Source organism: Agrococcus carbonis (genome assembly GCF_900104705.1).
Lineage (GTDB): Bacteria > Actinomycetota > Actinomycetes > Actinomycetales > Microbacteriaceae > Agrococcus > Agrococcus carbonis.
The window spans coordinates 489,037-505,983 of sequence record NZ_LT629734.1 but is presented as its reverse complement, the minus strand read 5'-3'; the positions used below and the strand labels follow the sequence as shown (position 1 = coordinate 505,983).

Sequence of the window (16,947 nt, the reverse complement as noted above, 5' to 3'; positions counted from 1 at the left end):
GCGGGGCGGCGGCTCAGCCGAGGATGCGCCGCGCGAGCCGGGCGCGCCACCCGCTGAACGGCGGGTAGATCACGCGAAGCGTGTCGAGGCCCGTCGGCTTCGACAGCACGGCCTTGTGGTGGCTGAACGCGTCGAACGAGTGCTTGCCGTGGTACGCCCCGGTGCCGCTCTCGCCCACGCCGCCGAACGGCAGCGCCGCAGCACCGACGTGCGCGACCGCGATGTTGATGCCGAGCGCGCCCGACGAGGTCTCGCGCTCGACGCGCCGCACCGCATCCGCGTCCCTCGCGAAGACGTAGAGCGCGAGCGGCTTCTCGGCGCCGCGCATCGTCTCGATGAAGCCGTCGACGCTGTCGACGGGGAGCACCGGCAGGATGGGGCCGAAGATCTCCTCCTGCATGACGGCGGATGCGTCGTCGACGTCGGTGAGGATCGTGGGCGCGACGTACCGGTCGTCCGCGTCGACCTCGCCGCCGATCACGGCGGTGCCGCCGCTGAGCAGGCCTCGCAGCCGCTCGAGGTGGCGGGTGTTGACGATGCGCGCGTAGTCGGGGGAGGTGCGCGGATCGCCGAGCTGCTCTGCGGTCGCGCGCCGCAGCTCCTCGACGAGCTCGTCGGCGACCTCGCGGTCGACGCGGATGTGGTCGGGGGCGACGCACGTCTGCCCGGCGTTCAGCCACTTGCCCCACGCGATGCGGCGCGCGGCCGCGGGGATGTCGGCGGAGCGGTGCACGTAGGCGGGGCTCTTGCCGCCGAGCTCGAGCACCGTGGGCGTCAGGTGCTTCGCGGCCGCGGCCGCCACCACGCGCGCGACCTGGGCGTTGCCGGTGTAGAACACGAGGTCCCACCGCTGCTCGAGCAGCGCCGTCGTCTCGTCGACGCCGCCCTCGACGATGCGCACCGAGCGCGCATCGAGGTGCTGCGGCGCGAGCTCCGCCAGCAGCGCCGACGTCGCGGGCGCGACCTCGCTCGGCTTCACGACGGCCGCGCACCCCGTAGCGATCGCGCCGACGAGTGGGGCGAGCACGAGCTGCACGGGGTAGTTCCAGGGGCCGATGATGAGCGCCGCACCGAGCGGCTCGGGCACGGTCCGCGCGACGGCGGGCTGCAGCGCGAGCGGCGCGAGGAGCGGCGTCGGCGCCATCCAGCGCCGCAGCGACCGCTTCGCGGCGCGCGCCTCGGCCACGACGTAGCCGATCTCGGTGAGGTGCGCCTCGACCTCGCTCTTGCCGAGGTCGGCGCGCAGCGCCGCCTCCCACCGCGTCGTGTGCTGCAGCAGCATCGCCACGAGCCCGTCGAGCTGCTGCGCGCGGTGCTCGCGCGAGCGCGTCACCCCGCTCGTGACCGCCTCACGCAGCTCGGCGGCGAGGCCGTCGACGGATGCGCGGTGCTCGGTCTCGGGGCGGGCGTCGGTGGCTGCGCGGTCGCTCATGGGCACATGGTCGCAGGCGCGCCTATGCCTCCGCCGCGCCGTCGGCGCCTGCGCCCTGCACCGGCGCGAGCCGCTTCTGCCACGCGCCCTCCGCGCCGACCGCGACGAAGCCGAGCGCCTCGTTGACGGCGAGCATCGGCCGGTTCTCGCTCGCGTTCCAGGTGATGACCCGCGTGCGGTCGGGGTGCAGGCGACCGAGCTGCAGCAGGTTCTCGGTCTTCACGAGCATGCCGAGGCGGTGGCCGCGGTGGTCGGCGCGCACGAGCGTGTCCTCCTGGAAGGCCGGGCGGCCGGCGTCGGGCAGCACGAGCACGGTGAACGCGACGGCCTCGCCGCTGTCCCGGTGGATCGCGACCGCCTGCAGCAGCGTGCGGCCGCTGCCGGTGACCTCCTCCTCGAGCCGCTGCACGCGCGCGGCGTCCCACTGCTCGTCGTCGACGTCGAGGCCGGCCGACGGCGCATCCGTCGCCATGCGGGCGCGGAGCGCCGCCATCGCGTCCTGCAGCTCGGGCGGGGTCGCGCCCTGCCACGAGCGTGCCTCGTACACGTCGCCCGCGTGCGCGAGCGCATCCGCCCGATGCCGCTCGAGGTCGGCACGCGCCGCCTCGACGTCGAGCTCGGAGATGCGGTCGACCTGCTCGAGCGCATACCCGAGCGACGTCGCGAGCCGAGTGGGCGCGTCGACCGCGATCGCGCCGTGGCCGCTCGCGGGGCGGAGGCCCGCCTCGCCCTCCGCGGGCACGCGGTGGTCGACCCACCCCTGCAGCGTCGTCGCGCCGAGCTCGCGCCCGACCGCCTCGAGGCGCTCGGCCATCGCCCGGCCGATGCCGCGGCCGCGCTCGTCGGGGACGACCCACGCCGAGACGTAGGCGACGCGGGAGCCCTCCTCGCGGTTGATCGCGGCGATCGCGCGGCCCACGTCGCGCCCGCCCTCGGTCACGAGGAATCGGCGCGCGATCTCGTCGTCGGGATGGCGCAGGCTCGCCACGATCTCGTCGACCGTCGTGTCGAACGCGTCGTCGCCCCAGTGGTGCTGGGTGACGCGGTTCGCCGCCGCGACGTAGCGCGCGACGAGCGAGAGCCGCGGCTCGTCGAAGTCGTCGTCGGGCGTCTCGAGCTCGAGCCACTCGAGCCGCGGTGCACTCATCGCGCGTCCTTCCGCTGCCACTGCGCCTCGTAGGCGACGGGCTCGAAGCCGCACGCCTCGTTCACGGCGAGCATGGGACGGTTCTCCTCGGCGTTCCACGTGGCGATGCGCGTGAGCTCGGGTCGCAGCTCGCGCAGCCGCACCATGTTGTCGAGCTTGAGCAGCATGCCGAGCCCGTGCCCGCGGTGCGCCGTCGTCACGAGCGTGTCGTGCTGGCGCGCGACATCCCCGGTGGTCGGCAGGATGAGGCTCGAGAAGCCCGCGAGCTCGCCCGTCGCGCGATCGCGCGCCACGACCGTGACGAGGGTGCGGCCGCCGCCCTGGCGGCTCTGCTCGAACGCCGCGAGGCGCGCGTCGTCCCAGGTCTCCGCCTCCCACGCAAGGCCCGCGACGGGCGCGTCGACCGACATGCGCTCGTGCAGCATCCGCATGCCCGGCCGGTGCTCGGCAGGCGTCTCGCCGACCCAGCGCACGAGCTCGTAGCCGGCGGCGCGCGCGAGCCCTGCCGCGCGGCGCTCATCGAGGTCGTCGAGCCGCCCGAGGTGGGCGACGCTCACGCGGTAGACCTGCTCGAGCGCGAAGCCGCGCGCGACGAGGGGTGCGACCTCCGGATGCGTCGGGTCGGCGGCGCCGTGCCCGGTGCGGGCCGTGACGGGGCCCGAGCGCGCGCCGGGGGAGGAGGCGACGATCGTCGGACGGCCGAGCGCGCCCGCCTGCTCGACCCCGAGCGCGACGAGGGCATCCGCCGCTTCCGCGCGCTCCGCAGCCGCGAGCCCGGGGGAGAGCTGCGCCTCGATCGCGGCGACGTCGGTCGAGTCGAGCAGCGTCGCGTAGACCGTGAGCGCGCCGACGAGCCGGTCGCCCTGCCACGCGTGCCAGCGGTCGATGCGCTCGGTGCCGTCCGGCTCGAGGAGCGCCGCGAACTCCTCGAGGGTGTTCGTGTAGAGGCCGGCGCCGTAGCGCTCGGCGTTGCTCGCGTCGTTGAGCGCGTGCGCGAGGCGCAGCTCGATCGCGGCCGGGCTGTCGTCATCGGAGCGCAGGTGGTCGGGCAGGGGAGACGCGGGGCGGATGTCGAGGTGCATGGATCCTGCCGCTCGGCACCGGCGCCATGCCGGCGGGCAGCCTTGCAGGATAGGGTCGCGCGCGCCTGGCGCGCAACACGCGGTGCGACGACTACGGTGGTGCGAGCACGATCCGGGAGCCGCATGCACCTCAAGACCCTCACCGTCAAGGGCTTCAAGTCGTTCGCGCGCCCGACGACGTTCCAGTTCGAGCCCGGCGTGACGTGCGTCGTGGGGCCCAACGGCTCCGGCAAGTCGAACGTCGTGGATGCGCTCGCGTGGGTCATGGGCGAGCAGGGCGCGAAGACGCTCCGCGGCGGCAAGATGGAGGACGTCATCTTCGCCGGCACCGCGACGACGGGGCCGCTCGGGCGCGCGCACGTCGAGCTCGTGATCGACAACAGCGACGGCGCGCTGCCGATCGAGTACGCCGAGGTGCAGATCTCGCGCACGCTCTTCCGCAACGGCGGCTCGGAGTACGCGATCAACGGCGAGTCGTGCCGGCTGCTCGACGTGCAGGAGCTGCTGAGCGACTCGGGCCTCGGGCGCGAGATGCATGTGATCGTCGGCCAGGGGCAGCTCGACAACGTGCTGCAGGCGACGCCCGCCGACCGCCGCGGCTACATCGAGGAGGCCGCCGGCATCCTCAAGCACCGCCGGCGCAAGGAGAAGACGCTCCGCAAGCTCGACGCGATGCAGGCCAACGTCACGCGCCTGCAGGACCTCACCGGCGAGATCCGGCGGCAGCTGAAGCCGCTCGGCCAGCAGGCCGAGATCGCCAAGGAGGCCGCGACGATCCAGGCGACCGTGCGCGACGCCCGCGCGCGCCTCATCGCCGACGAGGTGATCGCGCTGCGCGCGCAGCTCGACTCGGCGGCCCGCTCGGAGTCGGAGCGGAAGTCGGAGCGCATCGTGCTGCAGGAGCAGCTCGAGCAGGCGCAGTTGCGCGCATCCCGCATCGAGGCGTCGATGGCGGGCGACGACGTCGACCGCGCCCGCACGGTCGCCCACGCGCTCGAGCGCGAGCTCTCGCGCCTCCAGTCGCTGCACGCGCTCGCGGGTCAGCGCCTCGCGCTGCTCGAGGAGGCGCCCGAGGCCATCGACGCCGCGCCGCTCGTGACGCCCGAGATGGTGCAGGCGGTGCGCGACGAGGCTGCGGCGCTCGGCGAGCGCGTCGCCGAGGCCGAGGCGGCGCTCGGGAAGGCGGCCGCGGGCACGGCGCTCGCGCGCGCCAACCTCGACTCGCTCGACGAGGAGATCGCCGCGCAGGCCGCCCTCGTGTCGAAGCACGACCTCGAGGCAGCCGCCCATCGTTCGAAGGTCGAGGTCGCGCAGTCGACGCTCGCCGCGCGCGAGGCCGAGGTCGCGCGCCGCGAGGCGCAGGTCGCGACCGCCGCCGAGCGGCTCGCCGCGGCGCGCGAGGCGGCCGCCGAGGTCGGCGACGACGAGGACGCGGGCGACAGCGAGTCGCTCGCCGCCGCCTACCGCGAGGCCGACGACGCGCAGGCGCGCCTCGCGAGCGCCCTCGACGATCGCCGCGACGCGCTCCACGCCGTCGAGCGGGAGCGCGACGCCCTCGCGGCCCGCACGTCGGCCCTGACCCTCGCGCTCTCGCAGGCCAACGCATCCGCCGGCATCGTCGAGGCGGGCCTCGACGGCGTCGCCGGGCTCGTCGCCGAGCGCGTGAAGGTGCGGAAGGGCTACGAGGCCGCGATCGCCGCTGCGCTCGGCACGCTCGGCGAGGCGGTGCTCGCCGAGTCGCGCTCCGCGGCGGTCGCCGCGCTCGAGCACGCGCACGCCGAGTCGCTCGGGCGCATCGAGGCGGTCGTGGCGGATGCGGGGCGCATGCGGCCGCGCATCGACGCGGCCGCCGAGGGCGTGCGCGGCGCCGTGCACGCGCCCGACGTCGTCGAGGCGCCGGACGGCGTGCTCGGCATCCTCGCCTGGACCTACGTCGTCGACGACCTCGCCGCCGCGCAGGAGCTCGGGCCCCGCCTCGCCGACCTCGAGCTCGGCGGACCGGTGACGATGGTGACGAAGCGCGGCGAGCTCATGACCGAGCACCTGCTGCGCGGCGGCAGCGACGACAGCCAGTCGCGGCTCGAGCTCCTCGCCGAGCGCGATGCCGCGACCGAGCGGCTCGGCGAGCTCTCGACCGCGATCGAGCGGGAGGCCGGCGCGCTCGAGGACGCGCGGCAGGCGCACCAGCAGGCGAAGCGAGCGGCCGCCGAGGCGCTCGAGGCGCTGCGCGCGCACGACGCCGCGTCGGCGACCCGCGGCGAGCAGCGCTCGCGTGCCCGGGCCCGGCTCGAGTCGGCGACCGGCGAGCACGAGCGCGCCGAGGCGGCGCTCGCCGAGGCGCGCGGCGGCATCCAGCAGGCGCTCGACGGCGTCGACGACGCGCAGCGCGCGCTCGAGCGCTTCGAGGCGAAGCCGCGGCCCATCCTCGACGCCTCTGAGCGCGAGGCGCTGCTCGTCGAGCTCGAGGAGGCGCGTGCCGACGAGACCGACCTGCGCATCGAGCTCGAGACCGCGCGGGAGCGCGTGCGCGCGGAGCTCGCGCGAGCCGACGCGCTCGCGCGCGACGTCGAGGCGCAGCGCGCCCGGGCCGAGGAGGCCGCGCGCCGCGCGGTGCTGCGCGAGCGGCAGTGCGAGCAGGCGCAGCGGGTCCTCGACGCCATCCCGCCGGTGCTCGGCGTCGCCGAGCGCAGCGTGCAGGAGGCCCGCCAGGTGCTCGCCGAGCGCGAGGCCGCGCGCCGCGACCGCAACGAGGAGCTCACCCGGCTGCGCCGCGACGAGGGCGGCCTGCGCGAGCGGCTGCAGGAGCTCACCGAGCACGTGCACGTCGCCGAGATGGAGGCGTACGAGCAGCGCCTGCACCTCTCCAACCTGCTCGAGCGGGCGGGGAGCGAGCTCGGCCTCGACGAGCGCGTGCTCGTCGCCGAGTACGCGCCGGAGGAGACGTGGGACCGGAAGGCCGAGCAGGTGCGCCTGCAGGACGCCGAGCGCAAGCTCGCCCGGCTCGGCCGCGTCAACCCGCTCGCGCTCGAGGAGTTCGAGGCGCTCGAGCAGCGCCACACCTTCCTCACCGAGCAGCTCTCCGACCTCGCGAAGACGCGCGCCGACCTCGAGCAGATCATCGCCGACCTCGACGGCACGATGGAGTCGATCTTCGCCGCCGCGTTCGAGGACACGAAGGCGGCGTTCACCGAGGTCTTCCCGATCCTCTTCCCGGGCGGCTCCGGCGCCCTCGCGCTCACCGACCCCGACAACTTGCTCGAGACGGGCGTCGAGGTGACGGTGCGCCCCGCCGGCAAGAAGATCGACCGCATCTCGCTGCTCTCCGGCGGCGAGCGCTCGCTCGCGGCGGTCGCGCTCATGGTCGCGATCTTCAAGGCGCGCCCGAGCCCGTTCTACATCATGGACGAGGTCGAGGCGGCGCTCGACGACGCCAACCTCGGCCGGCTCCTCGCGGTGTTCGAGCAGCTGCGCGAGACGAGCCAGCTCATCATCATCACGCACCAGAAGCGCACGATGGAGATCGCGGATGCGCTCTACGGCGTCTCGATGCGGCAGGACGGCGTCTCGGCGGTCGTCGGGCAGCGCACCGCCCGCGATCGCGAGCCCGTCGACGCCTGAGCCCGGCCCCCGCGCAGAGCGTCCGCCGCGCCGCACGCCAGCATCCGGCGAAGCGTGCTCATCCGACGGCCCTCACCGCATCGCCGAGATCACGAACACGGCGCCCTCGCCGTAGGCGGCGTCGAGCGCCTCCTGCATCGAGCCGTCGTCGTAGAGCACCTGCACGACCGCGGTGCCGCGGTCCCCCCAGGCCGAGAAGAGATCCTCGCGCCCCATCGCCATCAGCCGGTCGCAGATCTCCTGGATCCGCTCCTCCGAGAGGTCGCCCTCCGGCACCTCGACCGCGGGCATCGTGATGGCGGCCGCGCTCATCGGCTCGCCGGTCGGCGTGAACGCGTGCGCCTCGGCGTCGTAGGTGCCCTCGATCGCGACGCCCTGCACCCAGCGCACACCGCCCGTCTCCTCGTGCGGGTACGCATCCCAGTCCCACCCCACGAGCGCGGGCCCCGAGCACTGCGGCGGCGCCGACTCCGCCACGGGGCCCACGCACAGCAGCGTCGCATCGCGGGACTCGAGCACGGTCGCGATCGCGAGCACGGGGGAGTCGGCGCTCGGCATCGGGAGGTCGAGCGCAGCGGCGGAGGGCGCGTCGGGCGCGACCGGATCGCCGCCGCTGCCGGCGGTCGCGCAGCCGGCGAGGACGAGCGCGGCGAGGACACCGCCGAGCACCGGAGCGACGAGGGCGCGGTGGGCGGGGCGGGATGCGCGGATGCGCGGGAGAGGACGGCTCATGGCCTCACGGTAGGCGCGGGCAGGCGCGATCACAGCCCAACCTTTCGCGCGACTCGCACGTCCGGGCCGCGCGGCCGGCGCTGCCGGCGGTCCTTCAGCGCGGCAGCCGCCCCTCGTGCAGCACGCCGTCCGGGTCGGCTGCCGCCCGGATCGCGCGCAACCGCTCGAGCGCCTCGGCCGTGCCGCAGCGCTCGAGCGTGTCGTGCTCCTCGAGGAACGTGGGGAGCAGGCGCGCCGATGCACCTGGCCGCAGCAGCGCATCCAGCCCTGCGAGGCTCGCCGCGCCCGGCTCGGGCGGCGCGCCGGGGAACATCGGCGCGAGCGCCATCGACAGCCAGCGCGCGCCCTCGAGCGTCGCGAACCCCGGCCGCCGCGGATCGTCGAGCGCGCCGCCGAGCATGCGCAAGGTCACGCCGACGAGCGGCGCCTGCTCGGGCCGGGCGTGGAAGTCGAAGAGCGCGTCGATCATCGCCTCGTCGAGCCGCTCGAGCGCGATCGAGCCGCCGCGGCTCGGCGACGGGTCGGTCGGCTCCATCGACGCCGCCGCGATCGCCGCCTGCGACGTCGGCCCCATGCGCCCCTGCCGCGGCTCGGCGGCCGCCCGCACGGCGTCGAGCGCACCGAGGTCAGCCTCCGACAGCGCGACTGCCTCGACCGCGACGAAGCTCGTGCCGCGCACCTCGGCCGGCACCATCGGCGCATCCGGCATCCGCATCGACGACACGAAGACGTTGAGCCCGGCGGGCGCCTCGTCGGCGAGCTCGGCGAGCGCGCGCAGCACCGCCGGGCCGTCCTCGACGGCGAACATCATCGCCCCGCCCCAGAGCGTCGGCGCCTCGATGAGGTCGAGCGCGAGCGCCGTCACGACGCCCACGGTGCCGCCCGCGCCCCGCAGCGCCCACATGGTGTCGGGATCGGATGCGTCGTCGACGCGCTCGTGCGTGCCGTCCGGCCGCACGATCCATGCGGCTCGCAGCGACTGCGCGCCGAGGCCCGCCGAGCGGCTCAGCCACGAGTGGCCGCCGCCGAGGGTGTAGCCGGCGGCGCTCACGCCTCGGTTCGTGCCGGAGGGCACGGCGAGCCCGGAGCCGTCGAGCGCCTCGATGACCGCGCCCCACCGGACGCCCGCCCCGATGACGGCCGTGCGCGCATCCGCATCGATCTCGAGCCGGTCGAATGCGCCCGTGCGCACGAGGATCGCGCCCTCGAGCGCGCCGCCGGCATCGCCACCGCCGGCGCGGGGGCCGCCCGCCCCGTGCCCGCTCGGCTGCACCGCGACGGTCGCCCCGCTGTCGCGCGCGGCGGCGAGGATCGCGCGCAGGTCGTCGACGTGGGCGGGGTGCGCGATCGCGGCGGGCCGCTGGTCGACCGCGAGGTTCCAGGGGAGGCGCTCGGCGTCGTAGTCGGCGTCGCCGGGGAGCGTCACGAGGCCGTCGAGGGCCGCGGGGAGGGCGGAGAGGTCGGGGCGGGCGCCGGTCGCGGCGCGATGCGCGGTCACGCGCGCGAAGGTACTCCTGCGCGGGCGGGCGCACCAGAGCGCACAGCGCGGGAGCGCACCAGAGCGCACAGCGCGCGAGCGCACCAGAGCGCCCAGCGCGCGGGCGGCCAGAGCGCACCGCTCGCGAGCGCCAGAGCGCACTGCGCGTGAGTGGGAGCATGGAGGCGTGAACGATCGCGACGCGCTGTTCGCGCGCCTCCGCCGCCGGCCCGACGTCGAGGACGACGCGCTGCAGGCGCACGACGCCTCCGACGCGCTCATCCTCGACGAGGCGGCGAAAGCGGTCGGCGGCAGCCTCCCGGCCGACGTCGTCGTCATCGGCGACCGGCACGGCGCCCTCACCCTCGGCGCGCTCGCGGCCGGGGCTGAGCGGGTCCGCGTGCACCAGGACTCGATCGTCGGCGAGCGCGCCCTCGACGCGAACGCCGCCGAGCTGGGCATGTCGGGCTACGAGCACCACGCCCTCGACGCATCCCTCGTCGAGGGCGCGAGGCTCGTGCTGCTGCAGCTGCCCCGCTCGCTCGACGAGCTCGACGAGATCGCCGAGCTCGTCGCGACGCACGCCGACGAGGGCGTGCGCGTCGTGGCGGGCGGCCGCGTCAAGCACATGACGATGAGCATGAATGCGCTGCTCGGCCGCTCGTTCCGCTACGTGCACGCGAGCCTCGGGTGGCGGAAGTCCCGCGTGCTCCACGCCGAGGGGCCGCTGCGCCCGGGCATCAGCTGGCCGCGCGCCCGCCGCCACGTCGTGCGCGGTCGCGAGCAGGAGGTCGTCGCGCACGGCGCGGCGTTCGCGGGCACGTCGATCGACATCGGCGCGCAGACGCTGCTCGCGCACCTCGACGAGATGGCGGATGCGACGCACGCGATCGACCTCGCGTGCGGCACGGGGGTGCTCGGCATCGCGCTCGCGCTCGCCCGCCCCGGCGTGCGGGTGCTCGCGACCGACGCCTCGGCGGCCGCCGTCGCCTCGACCCGCGCGAGCGCCGAGGCGAACGGCGTCGCCGACCGCGTCGAGGCCCTGCAGGCCGACGGCCTCGAGGGCGTGCCGGATCGATCGGCGGGGCTCATCCTGCTCAACCCGCCGTTCCACGTCGGCGCCGCCGTGCACACCGGCATCGCCGAGCGGCTCATCGCCGACGCGGGCCGCGCGCTCGCGCCCGGCGGCGAGCTGTGGTGCGTGTGGAACAGCCCGCTCGGCTACCGGCCGCTGCTCGAGCGCGTCGGCGCCACGCGGCAGGTGAGCCGGAACGCGAAGTTCACGGTCACCGTGACGACGTGCTGAGCCGCGGGGAGGGCGCCGCGGCCGCCGCCCAGCACCGCAGCATGAGCGACGAGCGGTGGCCCGCGCAGTCGGCGGCGAGTGCCGCGAGGTCGGCGATCCCGAGGTGCCGCGCACCCTTCCGCACCGCGACGTCGCCCATGAGCAGCACGTCGGGATCGCCGAGCCGCAGCGAGAGGTAGCCGACCGTCCACGGCCCGATGCCCTTGAGCTCGAGCAGCCGCACGCGCATGGTCTCGAGGTCGGATGCGGGGCCGATGCCGGTTGCGGGGAGGACGATCGCTCCCGTCGCGACCGCCTCCGCCGCCCGGCGCACCGCCGCGGTCTTCGCGGCGGGGCCGCGCAGCACGTCGGCGCCGTCGGCGACCTGCGCCATGGTCGGGAAGCAGCGGTCGATGCCGTCTTCGACGAGCGCGGCCGGGAGCGGGTCGCCGAGCGCGGCGAGCAGCCCGAGCTGCAGGGTCGCGGCGGCGACCGTGATCTGCTGCCCGACGATCGCCCGCACGAGCATCTCGTGCGCGTCGGCGCACCCGGGCTGCGCGAGCGCGGGGCTCCGTGCGATCGCGTCGGCGAGCAGGGGAGCGCCGTGCCGTGCCGCCGCCCAGGCGACCTGCTCGTCGGCCGCGCGCCGCGCATCCGCACCCCGTGGTGTGCCGGGAGCGTCGCCGCCGAGGTCGAACAGCCGCGCGAGGTCGGCGTCGTCGGTGGACGCGGCCTCGCCGTCGACGACGACGCCCGCGACCCGGGGCCCGGGGAGGGCGCGCCGGTAGCCCGCGGGAGAGACGACCTCGACGCCCGGCACCGCGCGCGGCGCGAGCCACGCGAGGATGCCGGGCGCCCCGGTCATGCGCTCAGACCTGCCGGTCGCCGCGCTCGTCGAACTCGCGGCCCTCGCGGAGGCGCCGGCGCACCTCGTCGAGGTCCTCCGGGTCCATGTCCTCGCGCGCGGCCTCGCGCAGCACGTCCTCGGCGAAGTCGGCGGCGGGCGCCTCCTTGCCGGTCGCGTCGACGACCTGGAGGGTGCCGGCGTCGGTGTGCTCGACGCGCAGCGGGCGGTAGAACGCCGTGCCCATCGCGTCGACGATGTGGTAGTGGCCGTCGGCGCCGAGCTCGGCCTCGGCCGGGCCGATGTGGAGCGAGACGTCGCCGGTGCGCTTCGCGTCGACGCGCAGCTTGATGAGCGAGGCGACCGTCGCGACGACCATCGAGACGAGGATGACGAGCAGCGAGTGCCAGGTCTCGATGTGCGGCACCCACGTGATCGGCTCGCCGCCGTTGATGAACGGCAGGTCGTTCGCCTCCATGGCGTGGAAGACGAGCTTCACGCCGATGAAGCCGAGGATCGCCGCGATGCCGTAGTGCAGGTAGACCAGGCGGTCGAGCAGGCCGCCGAGCAGGAAGTAGAGCTGGCGGAGGCCCATCAGGGCGAAGATGTTGCAGGCGAAGACGAGGAACGGGTCGGTCGTGATCGAGAAGATCGCTGGGATCGAGTCGATCGCGAAGAGCAGGTCGGTCATGCCGAGCGCGAGGATCACCAGCAGGAACGGCGTGAAGTAGCGCGTGCCGTCGATCTCGATGCGGGTCTTGCCGCCCACCCAGCGGTCGGTGAAGTTGACGCGGCGCTTGAGCGCGCGGATGAGGAAGTTGTCCTTCTCGCCCGCTTCGTCCTCGCTGCCGAAGGCCTGCTTCCAGGCGACGAACACGAGGTAGGCGCCGAAGATGTAGAAGAGCCACGACAGCGACTCGACGAGCTGCACGCCGACGACGATGAAGATGCCGCGCAGCACGATCGCGATCAGGATGCCGATCATCAGCACTCGCTGCTGCATCTCCTTCGGCACCGCGAAGCGGCTCAGGATGATGATGAAGACGAAGAGGTTGTCGACCGAGAGCGAGTACTCGAGCAGCCAGCCGGTGACGAACTCGCCGGCCTTCACGCCGTCGCCGATGAGCCAGAGGACGCCCGCGAAGACGAGCGCGAGCGACACGTAGATGCCGACCCAGACGGTCGCCTCCTTCATGGAGGGCACGTGCGGCCGCTTGACCACGATGAGGAGGTCGAAGATGAGGATGGCGACCAGGACCGCCATCGAGGCGATCTCGAAGATCTGATACGTCGTCAAGGGCAGTGCCTCTCGTGAGGGTAGGGGAATCGGCGCGAACGTCTCTCCCGCGCTCGAAGCGCCTCCGCGACCGGGAGCCCCGGGGCTCCGTGATGACGATCGCGGCGTGACGGGATACTCCCCTTCGCCAGGGCACGAGTCTAGCGCCAGGGCCACCTAGCATGGAGCCATGGCAGCGAAGTGGTCCCTCTCCGGCGCGCTCAGGGGCATGTTCCAGCGCGAGACGATCACCGAGGAGACGTGGGACGACCTCGAGACCGCGCTCATCATGGCCGACTTCGGCCCCGACATCACCGAGCAGCTCATCGAGGCGCTCCGCGCCGACGTCGACCGGCTCATGGTCGACGACCCCAAGGACCTCAAGCGGATGCTGCGGGAGCGGCTCGAGGAGCGCTTCGCCGAGTACGACCCCACACTGTCGCTCCAGGAGCGGCCCGCGGTCATCCTCGTCGTCGGCGTCAACGGCGTCGGGAAGACCACGACGATCGGCAAGCTCGCGCGCTTCCTCGTCGCGAACGGCCAGTCGGTCGTCGTCGGCGCCGCCGACACGTTCCGCGCCGCCGCGGTCGAGCAGCTCGCGACGTGGGCGCAGCGCGCGGGGAGCGCGATCGTGCGCCCGGAGCGCGAGGGCCAGGACCCCGCATCCGTCGCCTTCCAGACCGTCGAGGCCGCGAAGGCCCACGACCACACGATGTGCATCATCGATACCGCGGGCCGCCTCCACACCAAGGGCGGCCTCATGGACGAGCTCGGCAAGATCAAGCGCGTCATCGAGAAGCAGGCGCCGATCTCGGAGGTGCTGCTCGTGCTCGACGCGACGACCGGCCAGAACGGCGTCAACCAGGCGATGGCCTTCATCGAGCACGCCGGCATCACCGGCCTCGTCGTCACGAAGCTCGACGGCAGCGCGAAGGGCGGCTTCATCCTCGCGGTGCAGGAGCGCACGGGCATCCCGATCAAGCTCATCGGCCAGGGCGAGGGCATCGACGACCTGACGGGCTTCACCCCGCACGTGTTCGTCGAGCAGCTCGTCGGCTGATCGGCTCCGTCGGTCGACGAGGGCGCGCCGCAGGCGCACGCGTCACCACCTCGCAGGTCGAGGAGCGCGCGCCGCAGGCGCACGCGTCACCACCTCGCAGGTCGAGGAGCGCGCGCCGCAGGCGCACGCGTCACCACCTCGCAGGTCGAGGAGCGCGCGCCGCAGGCGCACGCGTCACGAGACCGGAGCTGCTAGTCCGCCGTGTCCGGCCGCGAGAGCGTCCCCACGATCGTCAGCCGGCCGTCGTCGATGCGCGCCTGATCCTCGGTGATGACGGTCGCGTGCGCGCCGCGCACCCACAGGAGCCCGTGCGCGTCGCCGCGGCCCGAGTGGCCGACGATGCCGAAGTCGCTGCCCGGCAGCCGGCGGCCAGCCGTGTCGGGGTGCGCAGAGAGCACCTCGGGCGTCGCGACGGCGACGGTGCCGGTCTGCACGGTGCCGTAGGCGGCGAGCACGATCGGGCCCCACGTCGCGTGGAGGCGCCGCACGAGATCGGCGCCGATGTCCTCGCCGGCGACCATGATGCGGCGCAGCCGCGGCGGCTCCTCGCCCGAGCGGTCGAGCTCGTCGAGGATGCCCTGCAGCTGCCGCGGCGAGGCCGAGAGCACCGAGACGAAGCGGTCGCGGATGATGCGGATGCGGTCGGCGGGCGACGTGTGCGCGGCGCTCACGAGCGTCGCCCCGGTGAGCAGCGCCATGCCGAGCATCTGCAGCCCCTGCCCGCGGTGCGGGGGAGCGCACACGAGCACGACATCCGTGCCCTCGAGCCCCAGCCGGTCGTGCAGGCCCGCGAGCTGCCGCAGGCCCTGCAGGCCCATCGCGCCCTGCACGTGCCGCGTGATCGTGCCCGCCGCGGTCTCCGACGGCAGCACGATGCGTGCGCGGTGCCGCGTGCGCGCGAGGCCCGAGCCGTCGCTCGAGCTCCACTCCATGACCTGCTCGGCGCTCACGGCCGGGCCGGGGTGCCAGTCGGGCGCGTCGCCGTCGTGGATGAGCAGCGCGTCGCGCGGCACGGCGCGCGCGTAGTCGTCGAGCGAGCGGGGGCTCACGGGCATGACGTCGAGGCCGAGCCGGGCGGCGGCGAGGAGCGCGACCTGCATCGCCGGCCCGCGGCACGCGAGGACGACGGGGCGCGGCCGGCGCTCGAGCGGCCCGAGGTAGAGCACGGCGGCGACGCCCTCGGCCGAGCGCCAGAGCTGCCGGAACGTGCTGCTCCAGCCGTCGACCACGAGGCCGAGCCGGTCGCCGTGGATGCGCGCGGCGTGGCGCGCGAGCGCCGTGATCGTGAAGCCGTGGGCGCGCACGCTGCGCCACAGCGATCGGGCGTGCGTCGGCGGCATGCCGCGTAGGCGCATGCTGGACCCCCTCTGCGTCGACGCCTCCAGCATGCCAGGTGCGACGGTAGACTGGCGGGCACCATGGCTGCGTTCGGTTCCCTCTCCACTCGCCTCACCGAGACCCTCGCCAAGCTCCGCACGAAGGGCAAGCTCTCCGCGTCGGACGTCGACGGGACGGTGCGGGAGATCCGGCGCGCCCTGCTCGACGCCGACGTCGCGCTCGACGTCGTGAAGTCGTTCACCGCGGCGGTGCGCGAGCGTGCGCTCGGCGCCGAGGTGTCGGAGGCGCTCAACCCGGCGCAGCAGGTCGTCAAGATCGTCAACGACGAGCTCGTGGGCATCCTCGGCGGCGAGAGCCGCCAGCTGCAGCTCGCGAAGCAGCCGCCGACCGTCATCATGCTCGCCGGCCTCCAGGGCGCGGGCAAGACGACGCTCGCGGGCAAGCTCGCGAAGCACCTGCGCGGCCAGGGCCACACGCCGCTGCTCGTCGCGAGCGACCTCCAGCGCCCCAACGCCGTCACCCAGCTGCAGGTCGTGGGCGGCCAGGCCGGCGTGCCCGTCTTCGCGCCCGAGCCCGGCAACGGCGTCGGCGACCCCGTGCGGGTCGCGCGCGAGGGCGTCGCCGAGGCGACGCGCAAGCAGCACGACATCGTCATCGTCGACACCGCGGGCCGCCTCGGTGTCGACGCCGACATGATGCGCCAGGCCGCCGACATCCGGAAGGCCGTGCAGCCCGACGAGGTGCTGTTCGTCATCGACGCGATGATCGGCCAGGATGCCGTGGCGACCGCGAAGGCGTTCCAGGAGGGCGTCGACTTCACGGGCGTCGTGCTGACGAAGCTCGACGGCGACGCGCGAGGCGGCGCCGCGCTCTCGATCCGCGGAGTGACCGGCAAGCCGATCATGTACGCCTCGACGGGCGAGACGCTCGACGACTTCGAGCCGTTCCACCCCGACCGCATGGCGAGCCGCATCCTCGACCTCGGCGACATCCTGACGCTCATCGAGCAGGCGCAGAAGGCCTTCGACGAGGAGGAGGCGCACCGCCTCGCCGAGTCGATCGCCACCGACGGCTTCACGCTCGAGGACTTCCTGAAGCAGATGCAGCAGCTGCGGAAGGCCGGCAACTTCAAGCAGATGCTCGGCATGCTGCCGGGCGCGAAGGGCATGCGCGAGGCGATCGACTCGTTCGACGAGCGCGAGCTCGTCCGCACCGAGGCGATCATCCAGTCGATGACGCCGCAGGAGCGCAAGCAGTCGCGGATCCTCAACGGCTCCCGCCGGCTGCGCATCGCGCGCGGCGCGGGCGTCACGGTGACCGAGGTCAACCAGCTCATGGCGCGGTTCGAGCAGGCGGCGAAGATGATGAAGACCGTCGCGAAGGGCGGCGTGCCGCAGATGCCGGGCATGGGCCCGATGCCGGGCATGCGGCAGCCGAAGAAGGCGGCCGGCAAGCCCGCGAAGCAGCAGCGCCGCTCGGGCAACCCCGCGAAGCGCTCGGCCGAGCCGGCGCAGCCGGCGGCGCCGCAGGGCAGCGCGTTCGGCAAGCCCAAGGCCGAGGGGGCGTTCGGCGAGCTCTCGAACGCCGACCAGGAGACGCTCCAGCGCATGCTCGGCAACCGCTGACCCGCTCCGGCCGGGCCGCTCGCAGGGGCGG

Annotated in this window: 11 protein-coding genes and 1 pseudogene; 4 read left to right on the top strand and 8 right to left on the bottom strand. The window is 74.4% G+C overall.

The features are described from left to right. Positions 1 to 13: 13 nt before the first annotated feature. Genes BLT67_RS02475 through BLT67_RS02465 form a run of 3 tightly spaced genes read right to left on the bottom strand, consistent with a single transcriptional unit; the run spans position 14 to position 3,661 of the window. Positions 14 to 1,432 carry an aldehyde dehydrogenase family protein gene (locus tag BLT67_RS02475; protein WP_092665571.1) on the bottom strand — a complete coding sequence of 473 codons (1,419 nt, stop codon included), beginning with the start codon at positions 1,430 to 1,432 and terminating at the stop codon, positions 14 to 16. A gap of 22 nt (positions 1,433 to 1,454) precedes the next feature. Then, positions 1,455 to 2,579, bottom strand: a complete 1,125-nt coding sequence (locus tag BLT67_RS02470; RefSeq protein WP_092665570.1) for a GNAT family N-acetyltransferase — start codon at positions 2,577 to 2,579, stop codon at positions 1,455 to 1,457. Continuing rightward, positions 2,576 to 3,661 (bottom strand): GNAT family N-acetyltransferase, encoded by a 1,086-nt coding sequence (locus BLT67_RS02465; protein WP_092665569.1) that lies wholly within the window; start codon positions 3,659 to 3,661, stop codon positions 2,576 to 2,578. Before BLT67_RS02465 ends, BLT67_RS02470 begins: the two co-directional genes overlap by 4 nt. A 123-nt stretch (positions 3,662 to 3,784) precedes the next feature. Here BLT67_RS02465 and smc point away from each other — a divergent pair, with 123 nt between their 5' ends. Next, on the top strand, positions 3,785 to 7,279 hold the full coding sequence (smc, locus tag BLT67_RS02460) for a chromosome segregation protein SMC (RefSeq protein ID WP_092665568.1): 3,495 nt from the start codon (positions 3,785 to 3,787) through the stop codon (positions 7,277 to 7,279). Positions 7,280 to 7,351: 72 nt separating this feature from the next. Here smc and BLT67_RS02455 read toward each other — a convergent pair whose 3' ends face one another. After that, positions 7,352 to 8,011 carry a hypothetical protein gene (locus tag BLT67_RS02455; protein WP_092665567.1) on the bottom strand — a complete coding sequence of 220 codons (660 nt, stop codon included), beginning with the start codon at positions 8,009 to 8,011 and terminating at the stop codon, positions 7,352 to 7,354. Positions 8,012 to 8,105: 94 nt separating this feature from the next. Then, on the bottom strand, positions 8,106 to 9,509 hold the full coding sequence (locus BLT67_RS02450) for an FAD-binding oxidoreductase (RefSeq protein WP_157674114.1): 1,404 nt from the start codon (positions 9,507 to 9,509) through the stop codon (positions 8,106 to 8,108). A 166-nt stretch (positions 9,510 to 9,675) separates the two neighbouring features. Here BLT67_RS02450 and BLT67_RS02445 point away from each other — a divergent pair, with 166 nt between their 5' ends. Then, positions 9,676 to 10,794, top strand: coding sequence for a class I SAM-dependent methyltransferase (locus BLT67_RS02445; protein ID WP_092665565.1), 1,119 nt, complete (start codon positions 9,676 to 9,678; stop codon positions 10,792 to 10,794). Here BLT67_RS02445 and BLT67_RS02440 read toward each other — a convergent pair. Both BLT67_RS02440 and BLT67_RS02435 read right to left on the bottom strand, forming a co-directional pair. Then, entirely contained in the window at positions 10,775 to 11,638 is an 864-nt protein-coding gene (locus tag BLT67_RS02440) for a DNA glycosylase family protein (protein WP_092665564.1), read from the bottom strand. The genes BLT67_RS02445 and BLT67_RS02440 overlap by 20 nt on opposite strands. A gap of 304 nt (positions 11,639 to 11,942) precedes the next feature. Next, positions 11,943 to 12,881 (bottom strand): annotated as a pseudogene (locus tag BLT67_RS02435) (TerC/Alx family metal homeostasis membrane protein); the annotation flags it as partial. A gap of 202 nt (positions 12,882 to 13,083) precedes the next feature. Here BLT67_RS02435 and ftsY point away from each other — a divergent pair. After that, positions 13,084 to 13,953 (top strand): signal recognition particle-docking protein FtsY, encoded by an 870-nt coding sequence (gene ftsY / locus BLT67_RS02430; protein WP_092665563.1) that lies wholly within the window; start codon positions 13,084 to 13,086, stop codon positions 13,951 to 13,953. Between the two features lie 191 nt (positions 13,954 to 14,144). Here the strand turns inward: ftsY and BLT67_RS02425 are convergent, their stop codons facing one another. Beyond that, positions 14,145 to 15,293: an AMP-binding protein gene (locus BLT67_RS02425; protein ID WP_157674112.1), complete on the bottom strand. Its 1,149-nt coding sequence runs from the start codon at positions 15,291 to 15,293 to the stop codon at positions 14,145 to 14,147. 78 nt (positions 15,294 to 15,371) lie between these two features. Here BLT67_RS02425 and ffh point away from each other — a divergent pair, with 78 nt between their 5' ends. After that, a complete protein-coding gene (gene ffh / locus BLT67_RS02420) occupies positions 15,372 to 16,916 on the top strand; it encodes a signal recognition particle protein (RefSeq protein WP_092665561.1) in 1,545 nt (514 codons plus the stop codon). The last annotated feature ends 31 nt before the right edge of the window (positions 16,917 to 16,947 follow it).

Excerpts from the sequence above, each read along its gene's own strand:
- BLT67_RS02475 (WP_092665571.1), bottom strand. The coding sequence starts at position 1,432 with ATGAGCGACCGCGCAGCCACCGACGCCCGCCCCGAGACCGAGCACCGC.
- BLT67_RS02470 (WP_092665570.1), bottom strand. The coding sequence starts at position 2,579 with ATGAGTGCACCGCGGCTCGAGTGGCTCGAGCTCGAGACGCCCGACGAC.
- BLT67_RS02465 (WP_092665569.1), bottom strand. The coding sequence starts at position 3,661 with ATGCACCTCGACATCCGCCCCGCGTCTCCCCTGCCCGACCACCTGCGC.
- smc (WP_092665568.1), top strand. The coding sequence starts at position 3,785 with ATGCACCTCAAGACCCTCACCGTCAAGGGCTTCAAGTCGTTCGCGCGC.
- BLT67_RS02455 (WP_092665567.1), bottom strand. The coding sequence starts at position 8,011 with ATGAGCCGTCCTCTCCCGCGCATCCGCGCATCCCGCCCCGCCCACCGC.
- BLT67_RS02440 (WP_092665564.1), bottom strand. The coding sequence starts at position 11,638 with ATGACCGGGGCGCCCGGCATCCTCGCGTGGCTCGCGCCGCGCGCGGTG.
- ftsY (WP_092665563.1), top strand. The coding sequence starts at position 13,084 with ATGGCAGCGAAGTGGTCCCTCTCCGGCGCGCTCAGGGGCATGTTCCAG.
- BLT67_RS02425 (WP_157674112.1), bottom strand. The coding sequence starts at position 15,293 with ATGCCGCCGACGCACGCCCGATCGCTGTGGCGCAGCGTGCGCGCCCAC.
- ffh (WP_092665561.1), top strand. The coding sequence starts at position 15,372 with ATGGCTGCGTTCGGTTCCCTCTCCACTCGCCTCACCGAGACCCTCGCC.